The organism is Pseudomonas marginalis, assembly GCF_024169655.1.
GTDB lineage: Bacteria > Pseudomonadota > Gammaproteobacteria > Pseudomonadales > Pseudomonadaceae > Aquipseudomonas > Aquipseudomonas paraveronii.
This window is the reverse complement of sequence record NZ_JALJWV010000001.1, coordinates 4346040-4367742: the sequence shown is the minus strand read 5'-3', so window position 1 is coordinate 4367742 and position 21703 is coordinate 4346040. Positions and strand designations below refer to the sequence as shown.

Annotated in this window: 18 protein-coding genes; 4 read left to right on the top strand and 14 right to left on the bottom strand. The window is 61.4% G+C overall.

Going from position 1 to position 21703, the window contains the following annotated elements:
• Positions 1–31 precede the first annotated feature (31 nt).
• The 7 genes from J2Y83_RS19920 to minC form a co-directional block, all read right to left on the bottom strand.
• A complete protein-coding gene (locus J2Y83_RS19920) occupies positions 32–2200 on the bottom strand; it encodes a mechanosensitive ion channel family protein (protein WP_198717260.1) in 2169 nt (722 codons plus the stop codon).
• 72 nt (positions 2201–2272) lie between these two features.
• Positions 2273–2449: a hypothetical protein gene (locus J2Y83_RS19915; RefSeq protein WP_253397649.1), complete on the bottom strand. Its 177-nt coding sequence runs from the start codon at positions 2447–2449 to the stop codon at positions 2273–2275.
• A 162-nt stretch (positions 2450–2611) separates the two neighbouring features.
• Positions 2612–3901, bottom strand: coding sequence for a M18 family aminopeptidase (locus J2Y83_RS19910; RefSeq protein WP_198717262.1), 1290 nt, complete (start codon positions 3899–3901; stop codon positions 2612–2614).
• A 161-nt stretch (positions 3902–4062) separates the two neighbouring features.
• Positions 4063–4698: an RluA family pseudouridine synthase gene (locus J2Y83_RS19905; protein ID WP_010208822.1), complete on the bottom strand. Its 636-nt coding sequence runs from the start codon at positions 4696–4698 to the stop codon at positions 4063–4065.
• Between the two features lie 96 nt (positions 4699–4794).
• Positions 4795–5049 carry a cell division topological specificity factor MinE gene (minE, locus tag J2Y83_RS19900; protein ID WP_003175252.1) on the bottom strand — a complete coding sequence of 85 codons (255 nt, stop codon included), beginning with the start codon at positions 5047–5049 and terminating at the stop codon, positions 4795–4797.
• A gap of 3 nt (positions 5050–5052) precedes the next feature.
• Entirely contained in the window at positions 5053–5865 is an 813-nt protein-coding gene (minD, locus tag J2Y83_RS19895; RefSeq protein ID WP_048721002.1) for a septum site-determining protein MinD, read from the bottom strand.
• Positions 5866–6064: 199 nt separating this feature from the next.
• Complete coding sequence (gene minC / locus J2Y83_RS19890) at positions 6065–6802, bottom strand: septum site-determining protein MinC (protein WP_198717263.1); 738 nt, start codon at positions 6800–6802, stop codon at positions 6065–6067.
• 119 nt (positions 6803–6921) lie between these two features.
• Between minC and J2Y83_RS19885 the strand changes: the two genes are divergently transcribed.
• Together J2Y83_RS19885 and J2Y83_RS19880 are read left to right on the top strand one after the other, a co-directional pair.
• Positions 6922–7857: a lipid A biosynthesis lauroyl acyltransferase gene (locus tag J2Y83_RS19885; RefSeq protein WP_198717264.1), complete on the top strand. Its 936-nt coding sequence runs from the start codon at positions 6922–6924 to the stop codon at positions 7855–7857.
• A gap of 30 nt (positions 7858–7887) precedes the next feature.
• Positions 7888–9042, top strand: coding sequence for a patatin-like phospholipase family protein (locus J2Y83_RS19880; protein WP_198717265.1), 1155 nt, complete (start codon positions 7888–7890; stop codon positions 9040–9042).
• Between the two features lie 48 nt (positions 9043–9090).
• Here the strand turns inward: J2Y83_RS19880 and J2Y83_RS19875 are convergent, their stop codons facing one another.
• The 6 genes from J2Y83_RS19875 to puuE all read right to left on the bottom strand — a co-directional run bounded on the left by J2Y83_RS19875 (position 9091) and on the right by puuE (position 14876).
• On the bottom strand, positions 9091–9876 hold the full coding sequence (locus tag J2Y83_RS19875) for an outer membrane protein OmpK (RefSeq protein ID WP_198717266.1): 786 nt from the start codon (positions 9874–9876) through the stop codon (positions 9091–9093).
• Between the two features lie 561 nt (positions 9877–10437).
• Positions 10438–11721, bottom strand: coding sequence for a urate hydroxylase PuuD (locus tag J2Y83_RS19870; RefSeq protein ID WP_253397647.1), 1284 nt, complete (start codon positions 11719–11721; stop codon positions 10438–10440).
• Between the two features lie 51 nt (positions 11722–11772).
• On the bottom strand, positions 11773–12276 hold the full coding sequence (locus J2Y83_RS19865) for an ureidoglycolate lyase (RefSeq protein ID WP_198717268.1): 504 nt from the start codon (positions 12274–12276) through the stop codon (positions 11773–11775).
• 118 nt (positions 12277–12394) lie between these two features.
• Positions 12395–13396: an allantoicase gene (gene alc / locus J2Y83_RS19860; protein WP_253397645.1), complete on the bottom strand. Its 1002-nt coding sequence runs from the start codon at positions 13394–13396 to the stop codon at positions 12395–12397.
• 41 nt (positions 13397–13437) lie between these two features.
• Positions 13438–13953 carry a 2-oxo-4-hydroxy-4-carboxy-5-ureidoimidazoline decarboxylase gene (gene uraD / locus J2Y83_RS19855; RefSeq protein WP_253397644.1) on the bottom strand — a complete coding sequence of 172 codons (516 nt, stop codon included), beginning with the start codon at positions 13951–13953 and terminating at the stop codon, positions 13438–13440.
• Positions 13950–14876: an allantoinase PuuE gene (puuE, locus tag J2Y83_RS19850; protein ID WP_198717271.1), complete on the bottom strand. Its 927-nt coding sequence runs from the start codon at positions 14874–14876 to the stop codon at positions 13950–13952. Before puuE ends, uraD begins: the two co-directional genes overlap by 4 nt.
• Before the next feature lie 389 nt (positions 14877–15265).
• Here puuE and uraH point away from each other — a divergent pair, with 389 nt between their 5' ends.
• Positions 15266–15619, top strand: coding sequence for a hydroxyisourate hydrolase (gene uraH / locus J2Y83_RS19845; protein ID WP_198717272.1), 354 nt, complete (start codon positions 15266–15268; stop codon positions 15617–15619).
• Between the two features lie 142 nt (positions 15620–15761).
• A complete protein-coding gene (locus J2Y83_RS19840; RefSeq protein WP_253397643.1) occupies positions 15762–21032 on the top strand; it encodes a dermonecrotic toxin domain-containing protein in 5271 nt (1756 codons plus the stop codon).
• On the opposite strand, the gene J2Y83_RS19835 is transcribed toward J2Y83_RS19840, so the two are convergent.
• The gene (locus tag J2Y83_RS19835; protein WP_253397642.1) at positions 21029–21655 is read right to left on the bottom strand and encodes a LysE family translocator; all 627 of its coding nucleotides are present in this window, start codon (positions 21653–21655) and stop codon (positions 21029–21031) included. The two genes, J2Y83_RS19840 and J2Y83_RS19835, sit on opposite strands and share 4 nt — an antisense overlap.
• Between the last annotated feature and the right edge of the window lie 48 nt (positions 21656–21703).

Sequence of the window (21703 nt, the reverse complement as noted above, 5' to 3'; positions counted from 1 at the left end):
GCTAGGCAGCGCCCACATCGCGCCTGAAGGCTCAGGCGTTCTTCTCTTTCTCCAGCCCGCCCGAAGCGCCGGTCACCACCTGCACACTCAGGCGCGGTGTGGCCAGGTCCAGCCCGGCCTCGTCCAGATGGCGTTTGAGCGACAGGTTGAACGCCCGCGATACTTCCCATTGCTTGATCGGCGCAGTCTTGAAGCGCGCCCGCAGAATCGCGCTGCCCGACTCGAAACTTTCCACGCCCTGAATCTCCAGCGGTGACCAGATATTGCGGCGTTGCAGCGGGTCGTTGCGCATCTGCTGGCCGACGTCGCGCATCAACTTGATCGCATCGTCGATGTCCATGTTGTAGGGGATCGCCACCCGAAAGATCGCGTAGCCGAACTCACGGGAGTAGTTCTTGATGCTCTTGATCTCGCTGAACGGGATGGTATGCACGATGCCGTCGATGTCGCGCAGGCGCACGGTACGGATGGTCAGGCCTTCGACTGTGCCGAGGTGGCCGCCGACGTCCACGTAGTCATCGATGGCCAGGGAGTCTTCGATGATGATGAACAGGCCGGTGATCAAGTCCGCCACCAGCGACTGCGCGCCAAAGCCGATGGCCAGGCCGATCACACCGGCACCGGCCAGCAGCGGCGTGACGTTCATGCCCATGTTGGCCAGGGCGACGATGGCCGCGATGATGAAGATGGTCACGAACAGCACGTTGCGGATCAGCGGCATCATGGTCTGCGCGCGCGCGTTGGCCAGGCCTTTGCGCGAGCGGGTGAGGGCGTGGTGGATCGCGGTGTCGCTGAGAATCCAGATCAGCCAGGCAAACAGCAGCGTGCCGCCGAGGCCGAACAGCTTGACGCTGATTTCATGGCCGTCACCTTCGGTGAAGCGGATCAACGACCAGCCCCAGACCCTTAGCCCCAGCTCGATAAACGTCAGCCACACCACCAGGTGGGCGAGGGTGTAGAGGAAGCTCTTCAGGCGTTCGGAGTACAGCGCATGGCGCTTGTGCCCGCGTTGCGGCTTGAGGGCATGGCGGCGTACCAGGCCGTTGATCACCATGCACAGCACCAGCAACACCGTGCATAGCAATGACTGGCGCAACGCGTTGCTGGTGTCGCCGGCGGAGACGAAGGTGGCGAACAGCGAGATGCAGACCAACAGCAGGGCCGGGATGTACCAGAAGGTGCCGATGATTTCGATCGCATCGCTGAGGGCGCGGCGGGTCAGGCGACGGGACAGCGGCTGGTTGCGGATCAGGTGCGCAATCGGCCGGCGAAAGCGCAGGATAAACACACCGGTGGACAGCGCGGCCATCACATTGGCGACAGTTGCCGCCGTGTGCGCCAGGTGCTGGCCCAGCGCGACGACCAGCCTGGGGTCACCCAAGGCTTCGCCAAAGGCGGCAAAACTGCCGATCAACCACAACGGCCGGAACGCCTGGCGCCGCAGGATATACAACGCGCGACGGCGATGCGGGCCGTCCAGCACGGAGAATGCGATCACGCAAATTGCCGAGAAACAGGTGCCGACCACCAGCGCATATGCCAGCACCATCGCCAGGGATTTGCCCAGGGACGAGGGCAGCGCGTAACTCAGGTACACGGTGATCACCAGTGCGATCAGCCACGGCCCCAGTTTGCGTAGGGCGAAGCGCAGCATGTCCCAGGTGCGCGGGTGTTGCGGCAGTTCTTCGGGCAGGCCGAAGCGCTCGCGCACGCGGTGGCTGAGCCAGATCAGCGCGGCGGCCAGCAGGCTCCACACGGCGAGGATCAGGGCAAAACCGAAGATGATCGGCAGCCATTCGCTGGCCGGCAGCATCAAGGCCTTGAGTTCATCCGTGGCCATGTCCACTTCATCGGACCAGCGTCCCAGCGGGCTGTCGACACCGGAGAATTGCTGCTCAAGGCCAGACAGCGTGCTGCCGATCAGCCCGAGCACGCCTTGTTCGGCGGCCGGCTGGGCCTTTTGCGTGGCTTGGCGAAGTTTCTTCAGGTCGCTCAGCAGTTGGGTGCGCTGCTGGTCGTTTTCCAGGGTCTTGATCACCTCGTCCAGCGACTGCCCCAGCGGCAACTCGGCCTGGGGTTGCGGCTTGCTGGTGCCACCCAGCAGCCCGGGCAAGCCAACGGCCTGGGCCGGAGCGAGCGGGAGCAGGGTGAGCAGGGCGATCAGCAAGCAGCAGGGCAGGGCAAACAGACGGGAAAGCACGAGGCGGTCAACCTTGAAAACGACGAATTGACCGAGTGTACGAGGCCCCTATGCCCAATGCGAGGGCATTTGTTATTCAGCGAGTTTAGCGAGGATCTTGTAAACCACGGTGCCCAGGATCAACAGCATGCCGACCCACATGCCAAACACACCGAGCGGCTTGTCACGAAAATTGAAACCGACCGCGAGCATGGTCATGCCGATCAGGATAGGGATGAGCATGGTGTGGAAGGAGGACATGGTGATCATGAGGCGATGGCCTTCTCAGAGTGGGAATATTGACAAGTCTAGGTGGGATTGCGGGAAATGCAGGTGATATAGATCAGGTGTACGCGAAGCCAAATGTGGGAGGGGGCGGTGCGACGATTCGACTTGCCCCTCCCACATGGTTAACTGCATTCAGTCTTTGGCTCAGGGCAGATCACGGCTTGCGTAGAACGCGCCGAGCACTTTCACCAGATGCGCCAGGTCATGGCTGCCGCACAGCTCGCGAATGGAGTGCATGGCGAACGTCGGCAAGCCGATGTCGACGGTGCGCACGCCCAGGTGGCTGGCGGTGATCGGGCCGATGGTCGAGCCGCAGCCCATGTCGCTGCGCACCACAAAACTCTGCACTGGCACTTCCTCGGCCATGCACAGGTGGCGGAAGAAACCGGCGGTTTCGCTGTTGGTGGCGTAGCGCTGGTTGCTGTTGACCTTGATCACCGGCCCGGCATTGAGTTTCGGGCCGTGGTTGGCGTCATGCTTGTCGGCATAGTTCGGGTGGATGCCGTGGGCATTGTCGGCCGATACCAGCAGCGATTTCTGAATGGTGCGTACAAATTCGTCACCTTCGGGCAACAGGCGCCGCAGGGTCTGCTCCAGCATCGGGCCGTCGGCACCGCAGGCTGAGCAGGAGCCGACTTCTTCGTGGTCGTTGCACACCAGCACGCAGGTTTCATCGGTCTCGCTGGTGAGCAAGGCTTGCAGGCCGGCGTAGCACGACAGCAGGTTGTCCAGGCGGGCGCCGGCGATGAAGTCGCCATTGAGGCCGATCACGGCGGCGCTTTGGGTGTCGTAGAAGCTCAGCTCGTAGTCGAGCACCACGTCGGCGTTCAGCCCGTGCTCGCGGGCCAACTGCTCGGTGAGCACGGCGCGGAAGTCCACGCGCTCGTCACCGGCAAACTGCGCGAGGATCGGTGGCAGTTCGGTCTGGGCATTGATTGCCCAGCCCTGGTTGGCTTCACGGTTCAGGTGGATGGCCAGGTTGGGGATGATGGCAATCGGCAGTTTGAAGTCGATCAGTTGGCTTTCGACCTTGCCGTCGCGGCGGAAGGTCACGCGGCCGGCCAGGGAAAGGTCGCGGTCGAACCACGGTGCTAGCAATGCGCCGCCATAGACTTCGACGCCCAACTGCCAGAAGCCCTGGCGTTGCAGCTCGGGCTGGGGCTTGACCCGCAGGCACGGGCTGTCGGTGTGGGCGCCGACCAGGCGGATGCCGCCCTGCAGCGGCGAGTGGCGGCCGAGCTTGAAGGCGATGATCGCGGAGTCGTTGCGGGTCACGTAATAGCGACCGTTGGCCTCGGTGGTCCAGGTGTCGCGCTCGTCGAGACGCTGGTAACCGGCCGCTTCGAGACGCTGGGCCAGGGCAGCCGTGGCATGAAAGGGAGTAGGGGAGGCCTTGAGGAAGTCGATCAGGCCTTGATTCAACGCTTCGCGCATAAATAGCTCCAGACAGCAATGCGCGGAGTTTACCGTTCGATGGCGAGAAGTGCACAGCACAAATGTGGGCGGGGGCTTGCCCCCGATGGCGGAGTGTCAGTCACTGCATTTGTTCACTGACCCACTGCAATCCCCTCCCAGATTTGACGGTGTTTACAGCTTTAGAAGGGGGCCGGGCACTCGAAGCGCAGCCGCTCGCCGCTTTGCGGGTGAGTGAAGCTCAGCATGCTCGCGTGCAGGCACAGGCGCGGCCAGGCGGCCAGGGCTTGTTCATGGGCATACAAGCCATCACCGAGCAGCGGGTGGCCGATAGACAACATATGCACGCGCAACTGGTGCGAGCGCCCGGTGATCGGCGTCAGCTCGACGCGGCACCAGTCACCGCAACGTTCCAGCACCTTCCAGAAGGTCAGCGCATGCTTGCCGAACTCGTGGTCGACCACATGGCGTGGCTTGGTTGGCGGATCGTAGCGCAGGGGCAGATCGATGCTGCCGCTGTCCAGTTCCGGTTGACCCCAAGCCAGGGCGGTGTAGGCCTTTTCGGTTTCGCGGTCATGAAACTGGCGGGACAGTTCGCGATGGGTGTCGGCGTCCCGCGCGAGCAGGATGATCCCCGAGGTTTCCCAATCCAGTCGATGGACGATTCTGGCCTCTGGGTAGCCGTTTTCCTGCAGGCGAGTGATCAGGCAGTCCTTGTTGTCGTCGGCGCGGCCAGGCACCGAGAGCAGCAAAGTCGGCTTGTTCACCACCAGGACAGCGTCGTCCTGGTAGAGGATATGGATGTTGGACAACGGCATTAAACAGCCTCGTAACAAACGCCAACGGCGGCTCGACCACCCGGCTCCCGCAAAGGGATCAAGGTGACGGAGCCGCCGTGGCGACCGCCCGTTCGATCAACGATCAGGCAGGGTGATATTGAGTTCCAGAATCGAGCAACTGCCGTCGTTTTCCAGGGCGACATGCACGTCGTCGTTGCCGATATTGACGTACTTGCGGATCACCTCGACCAGTTCCTTCTGCAAGGCTGGCAGGTAGTCCGGCGTGCTGCGTTGGCCGCGTTCGTGCGCCACGATGATCTGTAGACGCTCTTTCGCTACCGACGCGGTACTTGGCTTTTTGTTTGCGCGAAAGAAGTCGAGAAATTTCATTATTTAGTTGCCTCCAAAGATACGCTCGAAGAATCCCTTCTTCTGTACATCGAGGAAGCGATGTTCCACGGTTTTGCCCAGCAAGCGATCGACGGCATCGCTGTACGCCTGGCCGGCGTCGCTCTGGTCGTCGAGAATCACCGGTACGCCTTGGTTGGAGGCTTTCAGTACGGCTTGCGATTCTGGAATCACGCCCAGTAGGGTCACGGCCAGGATGTCCTTGACGTCTTCAACGCCGAGCATTTCGCCTTTGCTGACGCGCTCCGGGTTGTAGCGGGTCAGCAGCAAGTGCTCCTTGATCGGCTCCTGGCCGTCTTCGGCGCGCTTGGACTTGCTGGCCAGCAGGCCGAGCATGCGGTCCGAGTCACGTACCGAGGAGACTTCCGGGTTGGTTACCACGATGGCTTCATCGGCGAAGTACATCGCCAGGTGAGCACCGGTTTCGATACCGGCCGGGGAGTCGCACACCACGTATTCGAAGGTTTCCTTCAGTTCAGCGAGGACTTTGCCCACGCCTTCCTTGGTCAACGCTTCTTTGTCGCGGGTCTGGCTGGCGGCCAGTACGTACAGGTTCTCAAGGCGCTTGTCCTTGATCAGGGCCTGTTGCAGGTTGGCTTCGCCGTTGACCACGTTGACGAAGTCATACACCACGCGGCGTTCGCAGCCCATGATCAGGTCGAGGTTACGCAAACCGACGTCGAAGTCGACGATGACTGTCTTGTGGCCGCGCAGAGCGAGGCCGGTACCGATAGCGGCGCTGGTGGTGGTCTTACCCACACCACCCTTGCCGGATGTAACCACGAGAATCTTGGCCAAGGTGTTTCACCCCTAAGGAAAAAGGACTTTCAGTCCCTGAAAAACATCTCTTGGAACTCGCTGCAGGCGGACAGCCTTTGTAGGGAAAAGATGTGGTTTCCGCAGGGAAACGCCAACTTCAAATGAGTCCTACGCAAGTCTTGCCGGTTTCGCTGTGCTATCAGAGTCTAGAGATGCTTGGAAAATGCGGCAGTATCCGTTAAAGACGGATGATGTTCAACACATCACCCGACAGGCTGACTTGTACTGCTGCGCCCCACAGCGGGTCACGGCGCAAGTCTTCTGAAACCTTGTACTGGCCCGCGATCGACACCAGCTCAGCGGTCAATTGCTGGCAAAAAATACGCGCCTTGGTATCACCCTTGATGCCGGCGAGGGCACGCCCGCGCATGGGGCCGTATACATGGATGTTGCCATCGGCCAGAAGTTCCGCGCCCGGACTGACCGACGCGATCACCACCAGGTCGCCGCCCTGGGCGTAAATCTGCTGCCCGCCGCGCACGGGGGAGGTGATGATCTTGGTCGGTTTGACCGTAGGCTCCGGTGGTTTTTCCGGTTTTTTCTTCACTTCACCGGCCAACGGATCGAGCGGACGCTCGCGGGCACCCGACGGTGGCAGTACTGGCAGTTCAATTGCGATGGCTGCGGCAATGTCTTCGATACGGTTGGCACGAATCGCCAGGGTGCGCAGGCCATGGGAGCGGCAAACGCGCATCAGGCCCGGCAGGTCGATCGTGCCTTCGCCGGCTGGCAGTTTGTCGAGGGCCAGCACCAGTGGGGCATTGTTGAAAAAATTCGGCGCCAGGGCGACCTTGGCGGCGAGCTGGCGATCCAGTGCGTCGAGGTCATTGCGGGCCAATTCCAGCACGGTAATGGCGAGCATGCTGCCTTTCAGCTGGAACACGGGATCTTGGTCTAGCGGTTCGGTTTGGCTCATGGTCGGCAAAAGCGGCTTGTCACGAAAAGTGTCGAGACTTATAACGAGAACAACCACTGGCCGCAAGCCGAGTCGAACCGTTGTAGAATGCGCGGCCCATGTCTTTACCGGAATCTGTAATGGATCGCCCGCGTTTTCGAGCTGTATTTTTTCATCCGCGATTTTGGCTGTTATGGCTGGGACTCGGCCTGCTGTGGCTGGTCACTCAATTGCCGTACCGTGCGCTGCTGACCATTGGTCGCCTGCTGGGTGCCGGCATGTACCGCGTGGCCGGCGAACGGCGCCGCATCGCCGCACGCAACCTGGAGCTGTGCTTCCCGGAAAAGTCCGCACAAGCGCGTAAACACTTGCTCAAGGAAAACTTCGCCTCCACCGGCATCGCCTTCTTTGAAATGGCCATGAGTTGGTGGTGGTCGCGCCAGCGTCTGGCGCGGCTGGCCCACGTCGAAGGCCTGGAGCACCTCAAGCAGGCCCAGTTGGACGGCAAGGGCGTGATCCTCATGGCCCTGCATTTCACCACCCTGGAAATCGGCGCGGCCCTGCTCGGGCAAAAGCACACCATCGACGGCATGTACCGCGAGCACGGCAACCCGCTGTTCGACTTTATCCAGCGCCGTGGCCGCGAGCGCCACAACCTCGACTCCCTGGCCGTGGAGCGTGAAGACGTGCGTGGCATGCTCAAGCTGCTGCGCGCCGGCCGGGCCATCTGGTACGCACCGGACCAGGACTACGGCGCCAAGCAAAGTATCTTCGTGCCGCTGTTCGGCATCCAGGCCGCCACCGTGCCCGCCACCAGCAAGTTTGCCCGCCTGGGCAAGGCGCTGGTGGTGCCGTTTACCCAGGAACGCCTGGCCGACGGCAGCGGTTATCGCCTGGTGATCCACCCACCGTTGACGGATTTTCCCGGCGAGAGCGATGAGATCGATTGCCTGCGGATCAACCAGTGGGTCGAAACCTCGGTGCGCGAATGCCCCGAGCAATACCTGTGGACCCATCGCCGCTTCAAGAGCCGGCCGCCGGGCGAGCCCAAACTGTACGAAAAACGCCGTCGATAAGACCTGCTTTTCCCCCCATGGAGTAATGCGATGCGCCAAGCTGAACCGGTCACAGGCTTGATTCTTTCCGGCGGCGGGGCGCGAGCGGCGTATCAGGTGGGGGTACTGGCGGCGATTGCCGAGTTGCTGCCGCCGGGCGCGGCCAATCCGTTTCCGGTGATCGTCGGTACATCGGCCGGCGCGATCAACGCGGTGAGCCTGGCCAGCGGCGCCATGGACTTCACTGCGGCGATCGAGCGTCTGACGGCGTTCTGGCAGGGGTTTCGCAGCCATCTGGTGCTGCGCAGCGACTGGCCGGGGGTGATTCACCAGGCCGGTCGCTTCTGTTTCCACAGCCTGCTCGGCCTGGGCGCCCAGGTGCCGGTGGCGCTGCTCAACAGCTCGCCGCTGCGCGATTTGTTGCACGACAAACTGCACCTGGACGGCATTGACGAAGCCATCCGCGACAAACACCTGAAGGCGGTAGCGGTCACGGCCTTCGGTTACGAATCCGGGCAAGCGGTGACGTTCTACCAGGGCGGCGGCACCATCGATGCCTGGTTGCGCCATCGGCGTATCGGTGTGCCCACCCAACTCACGGTTGAACACCTGTTGGCCAGTTCGGCGATTCCCTTGCTGTTTGCCCCGGTCAAACTCAAGCATGAGTATTTCGGCGATGGCGCCGTGCGGCAATCGGCGCCTATCAGCCCAGCCTTGCACCTGGGCGCCAACCGCGTGCTGGTGGTGGGCGTCAGCGGCAACCCGCGCGGCGTCGAGCATGAACACTCGTTGCAGCGTGCCTACACTGGCCAGCAGCCGACCCTGGCGCAGATCGGTGGGCACATGCTCAACAGCACGTTCATTGACAGCCTGGAAAGTGATATCGAATTGCTGGAGCGCTTGAACCAGTTCAGCCATTTCCAACCGATCGACAGCGCGGCCCAGGGCCTGGCGCCGGTGGACGTGCTGGTGATTGCGCCGAGTCAGCCGATCGATGAAATTGCGGCGCGGCATCGGCAGGAATTGCCGGCGGCGTTGCGTCTGTTCCTGCGGGGGCCGGGTGCGACCAAGACCAGCGGGGCGGGGGTGCTCAGTTATTTGCTGTTCGAGGCGGGGTATTGCAGCGAATTGATCGAGTTGGGGCGCAGTGATGCCCTGGCCAAGCGCGAGGAAATAACGCGGTTCCTGGGCCTGTTACCGATCTGAAGGTGGGAGGAGGCAAGCCCCCCTCCCACATGAATCGGCGGTGTTCAATCAGAAGTGGTACTTGACCAGGAAGCTCGCCGTATCCTGAGTGGTCTTGAACGCGCCGGAATCTTCGATCCCGTATTTGTTCTTCCAGTAGTCGTATTCAAAACCGACATACAGTTGTTTCTCGCCCCAGTTCATCGCCTTGCCCAGGTCATATTTGACCTGCGGGTTGAAGTGCAGGTTGGCGTGATAAGTGCCACGGGCGTTCTTGTCGTTGTCCACCACCCAATCCATATAGCCGTCGATGAGGATGTTGGAGTTGCCCACCGGGAGGGTGTACGACCACACCGGGGTGATCTGCCATACGCCGTCGCCTGCGCGATTGCCTTCGGTCTGGCGCTGATAGAAGTTCAACTGGAAGTAGTCGAAACCGGGGATGTTCAGGTCGAAGCCCGGGCCTACCAGGTACGATTCGTTATCGCCTTCGCCGAACTCATAAGTGAACGCCAGCAATACATCTTTGATCGGTCCGAAGGACAAGTCTTTGTCGAAAATCTTGCCGAACGACAGGCGTGGAGTGAACTCGCCGTAGTAAGTACTGGGGCCGACGTTGCCGTCTTCCTTACCGTTGTAAAAGATGCGGTCGAGGAAGAAGAAGTTGTCGCCGTACTTCCACGCATCGGCGTGTTCAAACGTGACGGTCTGTTGGATCTGCGGGTTGACGGTAAAGTTTTTGCCCCACAGGTACGTCAGGCTGTTGTTCTGCCACTGCAACAGGTCACCGGCCACAGCTTGGCCACCAGCCAGCAGGGTTCCTGCCAGCATCAGGCCTTTGAACATAGGTTTCATTCGGTTGCTCCCGAGTTAAAGTTTTATGGTTTTTCTTCTATGTCGGCGCTCTGGTGTGGCGCCTTTTGGTTCGCTGAAAAAATCGTCTGTTCGGTCAGCTTTGATGCTTTAGCAAGAGCTGCGCCAAGGTGCTAAAAAACCCAAAAAAATGTCGTCGACGGCAACAGATGCAGTCGAACTCAGGGGACTTTTGCGCACTTGGGCCGCAGACCGCAGGCCGGGATAAGTTGGCCTTATAGTCAGCTTTTATATTCGCTGTTTTTTTTTGAGTCGATTCGAGCGGGCGCGGAGAATACTGGCTCCAAAGCCTTGGCTCAAGTGCGCTGTTAGAGCGCGTGCGGGGCGAGAATGGGGCACGGCGTGTGGCTGTTCCCCGTTGGATGGCATGCATGTTGGGGTTCCTGTTCTTTATTGTTTTTCTGGAACGAAGGAATCAATGCGTGTGGACGACGGCGGGTGGTTCAAAGCCGCGAGGATGTGGAACAGTACATTCAGCGACAACGCAGGCCGGATGTGGGAGGGAGCAAGCCCCCGCCCACAGGTTAGTCCTGCGCTAATCCGTTAATTCGTGCGCGCCCCTTGATTGATCCAGGTGCCGATCAGATCGCGTTCCTGCTGGGTCATCTGGGTGATGTTGCCCAGTGGCATGATCTGGCTCGCCACGGCCTGCGCCTGAATACGCGCAGCCTGCTGCTGGATCTGCGTCGGTGTGTCGAACATCACGCCCGCCGGTGCAGTGCTGAACAGCGGGCTGCTGGGCCTGGCCGAATGGCAGACGGCGCAGCGTGCCTGGATCACACCATGCACCTTGTCGAAATCAATCGTCGCCTGGGCGGGCGCGGCTACAGCAGCGGGGGCGGCGGGCGCAGCGGGTTTCAGGCCGCCGCCCAGCGCGGTTTCCGGCAACGGTTGGTACTCGATGGCTGCCGGTGTCTTGGCCACGTCCGTGACCGGCTTGGGCCCGGTGACATACGCCAGGCAAATCATCGCCAACGCGCCCACCGGCAAGGTCCAGGCATATTTCTGGCTGTTATGCCGGGTGTTGAAGTAATGCCGCACCAACACCGCCGCCACGGCAATCCCCGCCAGGATCAGCCAGTTGTACTGGCTGCCGTAAGTGCTCGGGAAGTGGTTGCTGATCATGATGAACAGCACCGGCAAGGTGAAGTAGTTGTTGTGTCGTGAACGCAGCAAGCCCTTGGCCGGCAGGGCCGGGTCCGGCGTGCGGTTCTGCGCGATTGCCGCCACCAGCGCGCGTTGCGCCGGCATGATGATGCGGAACACGTTGCCGACCATGATGGTGCCGATGATCGCCCCCACATGCAGGTACGCGCCGCGGCCGCTGAACACTTTGCTGAAGCCATACGCCGCCGCGATCAATAGCACGAACAAGGTCAGGCCGAGCAGCGCAGGGCGTTTGCCCAGGGCCGAGTCGCAGAGAAAGGAGTAGATGAACCAGCCGGCGAGCAGTGAGCCGATGCCCAACAACACGCCTTCGGTGCCGCTCAGGCTGCTGCCAGGGGCGAGCAGGTACAGCGTAGGGTTGAGGTAGAACACCACGCACAGCAGCGCGACGCCCGACATCCAGGTGAAATAGGCTTCCCATTTGAACCAGTGCAGGTTGTCCGGCATGGTCGGCGGGGCCAGTTTGTATTTTTCCAGGTGGTAGATACCGCCACCGTGGATCGCCCACAAGTCACCGGCCAGGCCGTCCTTGGGGTTGGCGCGGTTGAGGTTGTTTTCCAGCCAGACGAAGTAAAACGACGCGCCGATCCAGGCGACGCCAGTGATCATGTGAACCCAGCGCACGCTAAGGTTCAGCCATTCCAACAGATGTGCTTCCACAGTCTTTACCTCTCGCTTGTCGCCCTTGTTGTCGGGTGATCAGGCCTTCTCTTATTGGTGGGGGGCGAGGATCAACCGCTCATCCTCTTTGAAAAAATGCTCATCGCAGTTATTGCCGGTGCCACTGCGATCAACCACCAGGAAGTCATCCCGCTTTTCGATCGTCAGCACCGGGTGGTGCCAGACGCCGCGATGGTAATTAATGCCCTGCCTGCCGTTGGTGACGAAGGCGCGGACCAAGCCTGATACCGGTGCATCGCCAAGTGGCGCGACCACGATCAGAAAGGGGTTGCCGAGCAGCGGTATGAACGCCTGGCTGCCCAGCGGGTGTCTCTCCAGCATGCACACGGTCAGTGGCATTTGCAGCGCGTCGGCGCGGAAAATGCTGATGATGGCGTGGTCTTCCGGCGTTGCGGTTTCGACCGTCGCCAGTTTGTGGAAGCGCATGGTCGAACCGTTGTTGATCATGAAGTGATCGCTGCCGTCGGTTTCGATAACGTCTCCGAAGGGGGCGAAGGCTTCTTTGGTCAGGGGTTCGATCATCAGTGTGCGCATGGCTGTCTTCTTAAGTTTTTGAATGTGATGGTGTCTGATCTACCGCTATCGCGGGCAAGCCCGGCTCGCACATTTGTCCGCGTACCCCTGTGGGAGCCGGGCTTGCCCGCGATTGGGCTCACGCCGATTTAGCGACCTTGCCCAATACTCGCAGGCGGCTCACACCACCATCCGGGAACACGTTCAGGCGGATGTGGGTGATCGGGCCCAGCGCCTTGATCTGCTCGGCGAAGGTGTGTTCGGCGTGCATTTCCAGCTTCTGCGCCGGCAGCAGTTCGCGCCAGAACAGCGATTGGGTTTCGATCTGGCTGTCGGTGCCGCCTTTCACGAACGCGGCCTGGATCGAGCAGGTGTCCGGGTAGTTGCCCTTGAAGTGCAGGGTGTCGACGATGATTTTTTCGATCTCGCCCGCATGCCCCAGCGCGACGATCACCCAGTCATTGCCTGGCGTGCGACGGCGAGCGGTTTCCCAGCCATCGCCCATATTGACGCCACGGCCCGGATTGAGAAGGTTGCCCATCCGGCCGAAGTGTTCGTCGGAGCAGGCCAGGGCGCGGCCGCCGTTCAGCGCGGCAGCCAGGTCGACCTGTTCGTTGTCGCCCACCGCCGACCAGTCGCGGAACGGCACACCGTACACACGCAGACGGGCCACGCCGCCATCCGGGTAGATGTTGAAGCGCAGGTGGCTGAATGCCTGGTCGTGGTTGATTGCGTGGTAGTGGTGGCTGTTGCCTTGCAGCTCGACGGCCGACAGCACTTCCACCCACTCGGTGCTGTCGTCCGGCTCGCCCGAGGCGAGGAAGCAGGCTTCCAGGGAGGCCGACGGCGGGAAGTTACCGGTGAAGAATGAAGTGTCGATGTCCACGCCCTTGATCGAGCCGGCGGCGCCCAGGCGGATCACTGCGCTGTCGTAGCCTTCGAAGCGTTTGCGGCGTGACTCCCAGCCGTCCATCCACTTGCCGTTATCATCGAAAACGCCTTCCTTCCACACGGCCGGGGTCGGCTGGAACAGGCGGTTGGCGTCGGCGAACCAGTCATCGGTCACCGAGATGATCTTGGTGCCGAGGCGGGCGTCGGCGAGGTTGACGAACTTCTCGAACGGTAAGGGTTGCGCTTTCATTCTTCTTGTCTGCCTTGGATAGAGTGGCTGGGGATGGTCGTTTAGAGGGTCAGTAAGCGGAACAGCGCGATCTTGTTGATCTCGTCCAGCGCGCACTTGAACTCGGTGTCTACCGGGTTATGGATGCGCGATTCGAACGCGTTGATGATCTGATGCCGGTTGCTGCCTTTTACCGCCATGATGAAGGGAAACTTGAACTTGGCTTTGTAGGCCTCGTTCAGCTCGGTGAAGCGTGAGAACTCTTCGGCCGTGCATTGGTGAATACCGGCGCCGGCTTGTTCCTGGGTGCTGGCTTCGGTCAGTTGGCCCTGGATGGCCGCACGGCCGGCCAGGTCCGGGTGAGCGTTGATCAGCGCCAGTTGCCGGGTGTGATCGGCGCTCAAGAGGATGTCGCTCATGCGTTGGTGCAGGGTTTCGACCGCGTCGAGTGAGGCGTCCTGGCCCAGGTCGAAAGCCTTTTCAGCCACCCACGGCGAATGTTCGTAGATGTCGGCAAAGGCGCTGATGAATGCATCGCGGTTCAGGCTCGACGGTTTCAAGGTCTGGAACGCGGTCATTGCGCCGCTCCCTTGTAAGGGTGCGTGGCGTGCCAGTGACGGGCAATGTCGACACGGCGGGTGAACCACACCTGTTCATGGCCCTTGGCGTATTCGATAAAGCGCTTCAACGACGCAAGGCGCGCCGGGCGGCCGATCAGGCGGCAGTGCAGGCCGATGGAGAGCATCTTCGGCGCGTCGGCCCCTTCGGCGTAGAGCACGTCGAACGCGTCTTTGAGGTACTCGAAAAAGTCATCGCCCTTGTTGAAGCCCTGCACCTGGGTGAAACGCATGTCGTTGGTGTCCAGGGTGTAAGGGATCACCAGGTGCGGCTTGCCGGTGGGGGTGTTGGGTTCCCAGTAGGGCAGGTCGTCGTCATAGGTGTCGCAGTCATAGAGGAAGCCGCCTTCCTCCATCACCAGGCGCCGCGTGTTCGGGCCGGTGCGGCCGGTGTACCAGCCCAGCGGGCGTTCGCCGGTCAGCTCGGTGAGGATGCGGATGGCTTCGAGCATATGCTCGCGCTCCTGGGCCTCGTCCATGTACTGGTAGTCGATCCAGCGATAGCCGTGGCTGCAGATCTCATGGCCGGCGGCGACCATTGCACGGATCACCTCCGGATGGCGCTGGGCGGCCATGGCCACGGCGAAGACGGTCAACGGGATATCGAATGCTTTAAACAATTTGAGGACGCGCCACACGCCGGCACGGCTGCCGTATTCGTACAGCGACTCCATGCTCATGTTGCGCTCGCCCTGCAGCGGCTGGGCCGAGACCATTTCCGAAAGGAAGGCTTCGGACTCTTTGTCACCGTGCAAAATATTGCGCTCGCCGCCTTCTTCGTAGTTGAGTACAAAAGACAACGCGATGCGTGCCTTGCCCGGCCAGTGGGGGTGAGGAGGGTTACTGCCGTAACCGATCAGGTCGCGTGGGTAGTCAGCGCTCACTGCAGTCTTCCTTCTTGTGCGTGGTAGCGGTGTGTGTGGCGGCCGGGCAGTGGAAAGACTGAGTGGCGTCACAGTGATGAGTGATTGTATACAACTTATTGCCCACTTTGTAAGCCTGGATTTCTGCCTTTTTTCTGCCACGCTCACCTTCAAGGGTGTAGCAAGAAACTTGCCTGACTGGTCAGCTAATGGACAAAAGGTTGTTTAAAAGCAAGGATTACTCGTGAATCGGCCGGTCGAGCAAGGTCGACTGGAGGATCGTAGGGTTTGTGGTTTTTATTGTGTACAATTTTTTTAAAAAGTGTCTTAATCAGCCGGCGCCGGCTTTTTCGCTGCACAAAAAAAGTGCGGCATTCACTTCTACTGACCTCGGGAGGCGCGTACACGCCATGGGACGTTTGACCACACACGTTTTGGACGCCGCTCACGGCTGTCCCGGCAGCACCATCAAGGTTGAGCTGTACCGCGTCGACGGCGCGCAACTGGAGCTGATCGCCAGCGCCGTGACCAACAGTGACGGCCGCTGCGACGCACCGTTGCTCCAAGGCGACGACTACCGCAGCGGTGTGTACCAGCTGCAATTCAGCGCCGGCGACTATTACCGTGCCCGTGGCGTGCAATTGCCAGAGCCGGCCTTCCTCGACGTGGTGGTGCTGCGCTTCGGCATCAGCGCTGAACAGGATCACTACCATGTGCCCCTGCTGATTTCGCCCTACAGTTACTCCACCTACCGCGGTAGCTGAGCGCCACCCCAAAGCTCTTCGCTGGTTTTTCGCCCGCCGACACGGCGGGCTTTTCATGCCGCTTGCGCGTGCAACTATCTAGCGCCTTTTGCACGGAGGCACTGCCTAGGCTGGGCGTTTTCCTCATGCAGAAGAAAACACCATGACCTCGTCCCCCGATCACGTGAGCGTTTCAGCCGATACCGCTACTGCCGACGACCCGGACCTCGCTGCCCAAGCGCAATCGCAGGCGATTCGCGAGCAGTTGAAACGGCGGATCAATGCCCATACCCATCCCAGTCGCCTGATCAATCAGATCGGTCTTGCCGACGCGCGCTGCATCACCGCGACGCGGACACTGGCACGCCTGATAGGACGCTCGCCCAAAGTCTTGACGGTCATTCGCGCCGAGCTGCGCAAAGCGTTCGAGATGGACCCGGACCACCTGTTGTTCACCGAGCCCAAGCCGCCAGCCGTGCCGCGCAAAGTCGACAGCCTGACCGATCGGGCGCTGGCGTTGCTGGTCCTGCCGACGGTGGTGATCAACGTCAATCAGTTCACCACCCTGAGCGTTAAAGACGAGCCGAACCGGCGCTTGCCTTATACGCCGCTGGAAGCACTGCGCCGTGTGATCGCGCTGAGGCTGTTTGAGCGGCTGGCCCATGCGGTCAGCGTCTATTGGGACACCCTGGCGCAGGGTTCCTGGCTCACTCGCCGGGAGCGCTGGGTCGAGTTGCACAAGGCGCTCTTCGCCGACCGGGCGTTTATGGCGCGGCAGTTGGAGCAGCTATCGAGTGCGGCATGGGACATGGTTCAGGCCCTGATCGATGCCCCCACCGCCGAGGCCCGCCAGCGTGCGGGCGGGGCTTGGGCCACGCTGCAAGTGGGGCAGTTGCTGTGGCCGGGTACGCCTCCGGTAGCGATTCCCGGGGTCTTGCATCTTTATCGAGAAGGCGACCCCTGCGAGGCACCGCATGTGGTCTATCTGCCGGGAGAGGGCTGCAACTTCTACGAGTACCCGTCCTACACGGCCCTGCAGGACGGCCTGCTGGTGTTGGACCGGTCCCGGTTCCACGCGCTCTGGCAGTGCTTGCCGCTGAGTCGGCGCAATGACTTATGCCGGCCAACAGTCTTGTCTGCGGCGCACCGCTTTGTTCGCGGCCTGCCGCTGATGGACGACGCGCTGACGCTGGGCGCCCAGGCGTTGCTGACCGGGCAATGGAGCAACGAGCTGGCTTGTGCGGTGAAGATCAATTACGCGCACGTGTTTTCTGAGCAACGGCCTCGGCCTCAGCCGCTGGACGCCGCACCTTTTCTGGCACAGGTGGAGGGGGCGAGGCGGCAACTGGTCGGTGGCGCTCGGCTCGGCGTTATTGGCGATCAATTGCTCAACTGGGACCGACAACGACGAGGCGCAGAAATCATCTTCGCCAGCACGGCGTCCGGCCTGGCTCTGCGCGCCGCTGAGCGTCAGGTCAAACGCTACGAAAAAGCGCTGGTTGCGCTGCTGGTCCCGGACGATCCCTGCGCGGACACGCTTGCGTACCAGATAATCGTGGCGCTGGTGGGCCAACTCAAGGCGCATGCCGACGTGTTGAATACACTGATGCGGGATGGGCAGCATCGGTTGCTCGATTTGGCTTTTTGGGCCGAGCGTCCCGACGGCGCGGGTACGCCCAGGCGCGTGTCGCTGTTCATGCGCACCCAAACCGAGGCCTTGCGCTGCGAGGTTGAGTTGCAACACCGGCTCAAGCTGATCAGTACGGCGCATCGCGACCTGATGATCGAAGTGGTGGAACAGCCGTCGCCCAGCCAACGCCTTGGCAGTCAGACCCAAGTACTGTCGATCGCGGTGGGCAGCGAACCGGACGCCTTTTACGCCCTCCATAACGTCTGGGTGGTGACCACGGGCGCGGCGGTAAGGCGCCCGTCGCGCCAGCTCCCGGTGGTGGTGTACGCGTTTGGCATCGAAGGCGGGGTCAAGGCGTTTGCCGGACTGGACGCCTTGACCCAAAGCCTCAAGGCAAGCCTGAGCAGCCTTGACGACTCGGTGCTTTGGGGCTGCGTCGAGCACGATAAGCGGCGTGACTTACGCGCACATGCGGCCTGTGGAACCCTCGGCGTGCGCTACGTTGAGATCAAGGGCAAGCCTGCGCTGGTGGCGCTCAAGAAACTGCTGGGCTGCTACGACCGCTTGAAACAAAGCCGCGAAGACATCACGCGTATTTTCAGTGAAGTGACGGATGCCGAGCTCAGCCGCTCGCTGCTGATGGTCGAGCTGGAAGAGCAGCTGAATATTCCGCTCAATGACGCCCTGAGCCAGGCTCTGGCCAACATCGAGCTGCTGCGCACGGCGGCGTCTGACGCGAAGAAACTGCCCACTTGGTTGGCGCACGCGACCCAGGCCCAGCGTAGAGCCTTCAAGCGCTTGCTGCGGCTGTACCTGGGCAGCGCCTTTGCGTTTAAAGGCCGACTTGAGCAACGCCTGCCTGACCTGGACACGTTCGCCCGGCGCGCGTTGATCGCCCGTTTGCGCCAGGACGGTTTCTTCCCGCCGTTGGACATCGACCAACCGTTGATTGATATGCCGGATGATGTCCACGGTGCCTTTTGTGGATGGATCAGCGGCTGTACGGTGGGTGATCGCAACATCGTGCTGACCCCAACCGCAGCGCGCACGACCTTCAGCCTGCTGCAACTGACGCTGCATAACCTCGACCCACTGGCGCCCTGGACCGCTTGGCGATTCAGTCACGCGCGCTATCTGCAACCTGAGTGGAAGCAACGCCTGAATGCCGCTTACTTGACCCGTATGGTGTCCTCGCTGGATATCGGTGGTCAGTACGACACCTTGATCAACCGGGTTTTCTATCCGCGTATTGAAGCCGATCGCGAGCTCAGCAACGGACGGATTCCCGAACTGTTGAATCGCGCCTTGCGCGCGGGCGTTGAGTATCACCTGTTCTGCGCGACTCAGCAGGGGCTGACGGCGACGGCACAAAGCGTATTCAAGACCGCGATGGCGGCCCGCACACCGCAAGACCTGTCGAACAACCAGCACCAGTTGCAGCTGTACGTGGTTCATCTGGTGGGCCACACGATGCAGCATGATCGCTATGTCGCAGGGATCGTGGTGGTGCATGACCGGCGCTCCGAACTGTGCCTGGTTTACTGGCCCGATGCGCCGTCGTCCCTGGTCCTGACCGAGTACGATAGCCTGCAACGGGCCCAGGCTGAATTGAACCGCATCGGCGCGTTACCGGATAACGTCAAGGCGTTGGCGCGACAGGTCGCACCGGGTTGGGCATTCGAGGCGATCCCCCAGCCTGCGGAGGGCGGCGGTGCACACGTCCAGGCTGCAAAAACGCTTAAAGCCATACCGGCTTTTTTCATGGTGAAAGGGATCTGGCGCGGGATCGAGTTTGTTCGTTCATTCAGCATCAAGCACTTGGAGCCTGCGGCGGTGCTTGAGGAGATCGAAGCCCAAACCCTTGAGCAGATCGCCAGCGATCCGCAGGACTGGCTGGGGTTTGTGGCTACGCCCCACAGCAACGCCGAGGCGTTGCTCTACCACGCCAGCGTGCTGGATTTGCAACGGCGGACCCAAGCCGCCAGCCATTCCGGCAAGGCGCTGGCGAGCTATCGAACCCGCCGTCTGAGTGAGCAGGGCGACACCCGCGCGCGGGCGGTGGTGGGGTTTTTCTCACCGTTGTACGGGATGTTCAATGACTTCTATGAGTTGCTGCGCGTATCGCGCAGTTATCACCGTTTCGGCGACCCCCACGATGCGGTCGATGTGGGTTTTATGAGCGCCTTTATGGCGATCGACCTGCTGCTGAACTTAATCCCCGGCCCGAAGAAGGTGGGCCGTGCCGGCGCAGGTATTGCGCGGCCGGTGCTGAGAGGGTTGCTGGGGCGCATACATCGTTTGCGGATGACGGTACACAGCGGGGTGTCCCGCACGGCGTCGTCCCCCGTGACCCAGTTGAAAGCCTTGGAGCGGTTCAAAATCAAGGGGGTGCCGGAGGGCGCCATTGCGCTGAAAGGGCCGGGCGAGTCGGGCGTCTATGTGAAAAATGGTGAGCCCTTTGTGGCGGATGACACGCACTATTACCCCCTTTACCGGCGTGGGGACGAACCGGTATTTCGCCTGAAAAACACGCAGGCGCCGGGGCAAGACGAACTGATTTTGCACCTCCATCAGCCCAAGGAATGGTCACTCGGCGCGGACGCCCCGCAACCGGTGGCGGGCACAAGTTCCGGCGTGCTCAACCCATGGCGCGCGCCGCCGACGCCACCGCCGCCCGACTGGTGGCCCGCGACTGCACGGGTTGCTACGGAAGACGCCATTCGCCAGTCATCCACGACGTCGAGCTACTGGTCGAATTGGCGGACTTCACTTCAGAGCCCGGATGCGCCTTCTCCGGTTCCCGAGGTGTTTCATATTGCGTCGGACAGCCGAGGGTTTCCCCACAATGTCCTTCGGGTGGCCCCGCCGAATACCGGCGTGATGGACCCTATGAGCGGCTATTACAGGATGCTCCCTCAGGGGGATCAGGCGCCGTTGGACGGCATCGTGTTTATCCACAGGAATGAGCCAATGGTGTCATTGGCCAGTTTTGACATTGAGCGCTGGACCAGCGTGGATATTCTGGAGCAGCCTTTCCCGGTGACACGTAGCCCTGCGGGTGAATGGCTGGTCCATGCGCCCCTGTTCGATAAGCCTTTGCCGGAGTATGTGGGCGCGGTGTTCCCCACCATGACGCTCTCCAGTCGACAGTTTACCGCCGCAAGGTTGATTGAGTTGGCAGGCCCATCCCGCCCGGCAACGGCCACGCATCTGCTCAATATCCGCGCGACGCTGGACAACTGGTCGCCTCCAGCCCCCGCGAGGGCGGGTCAGACGGATGATTTGCTGAGAATGCTGCGGTCCACCGAAAGGGGCAAAAGAACCTTTCACATCGGTTTTGACGGCAAGGCACCGGGCTTCACTCGCGTCGATTTCAAGGTGACCGACTTGGACCCTGCGCTGCGATCCGGCGGCCGCGAGATGGGACCTCGGCGAGACATTGCACAGTGCGCGGCGATCAAACGTGTGCTGGAACAGCAGGGGTTCAGCGTCGAGGAGCTTCTGGTAAGGCACGGCAACAAGACCACCCGTGATTTATTCGTGACTCATCCTCTTTCCGGTTCAAACCGGGTGTACTACGTGTCCGTTCATTGGCTTGAGCTGGGGTCTATCAAGTTGGAACGCCGGCTGACGGATCGTTGGTTCAATATTGCGATCAGCAATAATCCGACGTCGGTGGCGTTGGCTGCCGTCAAGAGTGCGATGAACGACAAGCGCCTGTTTCGAATCGTAGCGGGCATCCAATGGCCTACTGCAGGAGACGCCCTTCCGAGCGTCTATTTCGCTAAAGTGACCCCGTCCTAGCGGTTGATCAGCGACGCAACGCCAGCGGCCCCGAACAGCCCGGCACTGGTGCGGTTGAACCAGCTCTGGCCGTTGCCGCTGCGCAAATACCGCGCAGCACCGTGGGCGCCAAGACCGTAGGCGAGCTTGCACAGCAGGTCGAGTACGGTCCAGGTGGCGATCATGACGAGCAACTGCGGCAGAAACGGCCGGTCGCTGCTGAGGAACTGCGGCAGGAAGGCGGCGAAGAACAGGATGTCCTTCGGGTTGCTCGCGCCCAGCACAAACGCACGGCCAAACAAGGCGCGAAAACGCGGCGTGGCGACGGCCTGGGGCACCACCGCGCCCCGGGCCGGTTGGCGCGATTGCTGCCAGCTCTGCCAGGCGAGGTAAAACAGGTAGAGCGCGCCGACCATCTTCAAGGCGCTGAACAGCTGTTCCGACGCCAACAACAGCGCGCCCAGCCCCAGTGCCGAGGCACTCAACAGGCAGATCGAGGCAAACACGCCGCCGAGAAACGCCGGGTACGAACGGCGCAGGCCGTAGTTGAGGCTGTTGCTGATCATCAGCAACGACAGCGGGCCGGGAATCAGGATCACGATCAACGCCGCGCCACTGAACAGCAGCCAGGTTTCCAGGTTCATTTACAGTGCTCCTTTGATGCCAAAGCCTCACCCGAGGGTGAGGCGGTT

What these genes read in the sequence shown, in the direction of transcription:
- J2Y83_RS19915 (WP_253397649.1), bottom strand. Translation starts at nt 2,449, where the DNA reads ATGATCACCATGTCCTCCTTCCACACCATGCTCATCCCTATCCTGATC.
- J2Y83_RS19910 (WP_198717262.1), bottom strand. Translation starts at nt 3,901, where the DNA reads ATGCGCGAAGCGTTGAATCAAGGCCTGATCGACTTCCTCAAGGCCTCC.
- J2Y83_RS19905 (WP_010208822.1), bottom strand. Translation starts at nt 4,698, where the DNA reads ATGCCGTTGTCCAACATCCATATCCTCTACCAGGACGACGCTGTCCTG.
- minE (WP_003175252.1), bottom strand. Translation starts at nt 5,049, where the DNA reads ATGAAATTTCTCGACTTCTTTCGCGCAAACAAAAAGCCAAGTACCGCG.
- minC (WP_198717263.1), bottom strand. Translation starts at nt 6,802, where the DNA reads ATGAGCCAAACCGAACCGCTAGACCAAGATCCCGTGTTCCAGCTGAAA.
- J2Y83_RS19885 (WP_198717264.1), top strand. Translation starts at nt 6,922, where the DNA reads ATGGATCGCCCGCGTTTTCGAGCTGTATTTTTTCATCCGCGATTTTGG.
- J2Y83_RS19880 (WP_198717265.1), top strand. Translation starts at nt 7,888, where the DNA reads ATGCGCCAAGCTGAACCGGTCACAGGCTTGATTCTTTCCGGCGGCGGG.
- J2Y83_RS19875 (WP_198717266.1), bottom strand. Translation starts at nt 9,876, where the DNA reads ATGAAACCTATGTTCAAAGGCCTGATGCTGGCAGGAACCCTGCTGGCT.
- J2Y83_RS19865 (WP_198717268.1), bottom strand. Translation starts at nt 12,276, where the DNA reads ATGCGCACACTGATGATCGAACCCCTGACCAAAGAAGCCTTCGCCCCC.
- alc (WP_253397645.1), bottom strand. Translation starts at nt 13,396, where the DNA reads ATGAAAGCGCAACCCTTACCGTTCGAGAAGTTCGTCAACCTCGCCGAC.
- uraD (WP_253397644.1), bottom strand. Translation starts at nt 13,953, where the DNA reads ATGACCGCGTTCCAGACCTTGAAACCGTCGAGCCTGAACCGCGATGCA.
- uraH (WP_198717272.1), top strand. Translation starts at nt 15,266, where the DNA reads ATGGGACGTTTGACCACACACGTTTTGGACGCCGCTCACGGCTGTCCC.
- J2Y83_RS19840 (WP_253397643.1), top strand. Translation starts at nt 15,762, where the DNA reads ATGACCTCGTCCCCCGATCACGTGAGCGTTTCAGCCGATACCGCTACT.
- J2Y83_RS19835 (WP_253397642.1), bottom strand. Translation starts at nt 21,655, where the DNA reads ATGAACCTGGAAACCTGGCTGCTGTTCAGTGGCGCGGCGTTGATCGTG.